This window comes from Chamaesiphon sp. OTE_20_metabat_361, from assembly GCF_031364565.1.
On sequence record NZ_JANLWO010000681.1, the window covers coordinates 1 to 2830 of the forward strand.

The window sequence follows — 2830 nt, forward strand, 5'->3', positions numbered from 1 at the left end:
AGATTGCGGGGTCTGGTTTTGTCACGATCTTTATAAAATTAAATAAATGAATAAACTCAATCCTAATCGCGCATATTTAGGTAATCGCGATTAATCGATCGCATCTGACTTAAACCAGCGATCTTTTTGAACGATCGTGTGGACTTGCCAGTCAGGATCGATCGTCGGAAAGTCAGTTCGAGAGTGTCCACCGCGACTTTCGGTTCGCATTAAGGCACTGGTTAAAATTAAAATTCCGATGGCTAATAAGTTGCGGGTTTCGCCCCAAGTTTGCAGATCTACTTCGGATATTTCCGAGGGAAGAGTGCCCGATTGGGGCGGGATAATTTGGGTAATTAATTGAGAAATCGGTAAATTATTAAATTCTCGTTGTAAAGTGTTGACGCGATCGAGTGCTAATTGGAGACTGGCTCGATCGCGACAAACACCAGCAGCTTGCCACATTAAACGCGGTAATTCTTCGCGAATCTGCTGGACTCGATCGCGCCAAGATCCATTTGGCTGAGCCAATTTTTCGCCCCAAAGCTCTAAGTTGGGAATCTCAATTGAGGGTATGTTGATGGGTGCGGAATCGATCGAGATATTACTCAACTGAGCGCCAAATACGACGCATTCTAAGAGTGAATTACTCGCCAAGCGATTGGCTCCATGTACTCCGGTACTAGTGGTTTCGCCGACTGCATAGACGCCCGGAATACTAGTTTGAGTCATCAGATCTGTCTGAACTCCCCCCATCCAATAATGCGCCGCTGGTGCTACCGGAATTAACTCATGCAGGATGTCAATTCCCCAATGCTGGCAAACTTGAATGATATTCGGGAAGCGATGGCGGATTTTTGCTTCAGGAATTGGACTAAGATCGAGCCAGACACAGCCTTGATTCGGATCGGGGCTGTGTTTGAGCAAATGACTGAAAATCGCCTGACTGACGACATCTCTGGGCGCGAGTTCGCCAGCAGGATGATAGTCAAATGCAAACCGATAACCCGTATCGTCTACCAAATGAGCGCCCTCACCGCGTACCGCTTCGCTAATCAAAAATCTCGGCGCACCTGCTTTGGTGAGTGCGGTGGGATGAAACTGGACAAATTCCAGATCTCGCAACAATCCCCCCGCTCGATGCGCCATTGCCACACCATCCCCCGTACTGACTTCCGGATTGGTAGTCTGCGCGTACACCTGTCCGCCGCCACCTGTAGCTAAGACGACGGCGGTAGCTGTTACCCAATTAATTTCGCCTTGATAGACGAGACTTATCCCCCGACAAGTGCCAGACTCCAGCCACAAATCTAGGGCAAATGCTTGAGTCAGCACAGTAATATTTGATTGCGCCAATACTCGATCGGCTAAAGTACTCACTAAGGCTCTGCCAGTAGTATCGGCCGCATGTAACACGCGCGGACGCGAATGGGCAGCTTCGAGAGTCAGCGCCAATTTTTCATCTACTCTGTCAAATCCTACCCCAAACTCAACGAGCGAGTCAATACACGCCGCTGCATGAGTCACCAAAAATTCTACCGCAGCTCGATCGCACAATCCCGCCCCCGCCTTGAGCGTATCGGCAATATGCAGATCCACCGAATCTTGCGGATCTACTACCGCTGCAATCCCCCCCTGCGCCCAATCACTAGCCGACAGGGGTAAACTCGCCTTACTGACGATCGCGACCCGTAATGACGCTGGTAGGCACAATGCAGAGTACAATCCCGCCGCGCCAGCTCCCACGACGATGACATCAAAGTTAGTAGGTAAGGGCATAGGGGAGTGGGGGAGTGGGGGAGTGGGGGGGGACTGGGAGTGGGGGAGACGGGGAGACGAGGAGATGGGGGAACTGTGGAACTGTGGAACTGTGCTATTCCTTTTACCTTTTACCCTCTCCCATCTCCCATCTCCCATCTCTAATAAAAAAATCCCACCCTAAATCCGGGTGGGGGATGAGCTTATGTGAAATCCGATCGATTAGCAATTAGTTAGTAATAACCATTGTTGTAGCGATCGCCACCTTCGTTAAAGGTATCATCGGTAGAAGTGAGGGTAAACTTGTCGAGGTTAGCATTGAGCATTTCTTTTTGCTTTTCGCTTAAGCCAGGAATATTCAACACGTCTTCGACCGTTTTGTAGGGAGCATTGTCCACTACTTTACGAGCGATGCTAGGGTAGAGACCGGGATACTTACGAAACGATCGAACGTTTGTATTATTAAGATCGATTTTCTTACCAAATTCTGTGCCTAGTTTACTATCGGCACTATTGACAATGACTTCGCCAGTTGCTGATTCAGCAGCCAAAACCAGAGAGCTATTCCAACTAGCTGCCATTGCTTGGGGCACGATCCCAACGAAACAAGTCAAGCAGAGACTAAAGGCAACGAGCAGACGGGCAAACCGTTTCATAAAGTTTATTTTTCCTAACACAGCATCTTATTCTCTATCATTTTATCGTAATCCGCCACCAATGTAGAGGGTAGAGGGTAGAGGGTAGAGGGTAGATATTAAGTTTTGGGTAATTGGATGCGATCGAGCATCTTTCCAACCCATTACCCATTACCCATTACCTATTACCTTTTACCTCTTACCTCTTACCTTTTACCTCTTACCCCTTTACTCCCTCTTCCAACTCACCTTTGGCAAAATGTGCGATCCATCGACGCGATGTTGGTATTTGACGGCAAAATTGAGGAGAGAATCCAAGAGCGAATCCGACAGGAAGTGCGGTTGGAGTCCGAGATTGAGCAGATTGGTATTTTTGGGGTTAAAGTAGTGAGACTCGGCTTCGATCCGGGGATTGTCGATCGTATCGATGTTGACATCCAATCCCAGCGTAATCCCGG

2 protein-coding genes and 1 pseudogene are annotated in these 2830 nt (G+C 48.6%); all 3 read right to left on the minus strand.

Features of this window, described 5'->3' with window-relative positions; translation table 11 throughout:
* Nucleotides 1-90: 90 nt before the first annotated feature.
* Nucleotides 91-1758 carry an L-aspartate oxidase gene (gene nadB / locus RMO35_RS19375; protein ID WP_309743293.1) on the minus strand — a complete coding sequence of 556 codons (1668 nt, stop codon included), beginning with the start codon at nucleotides 1756-1758 and terminating at the stop codon, nucleotides 91-93.
* Between the two features lie 212 nt (nucleotides 1759-1970).
* Nucleotides 1971-2393, minus strand: a complete 423-nt coding sequence (gene psbU / locus RMO35_RS19380; protein ID WP_309743295.1) for a photosystem II complex extrinsic protein PsbU — start codon at nucleotides 2391-2393, stop codon at nucleotides 1971-1973.
* A 207-nt stretch (nucleotides 2394-2600) separates the two neighbouring features.
* Nucleotides 2601-2830: pseudogene (locus tag RMO35_RS19385) on the minus strand (NAD-dependent dehydratase); the annotation flags it as partial.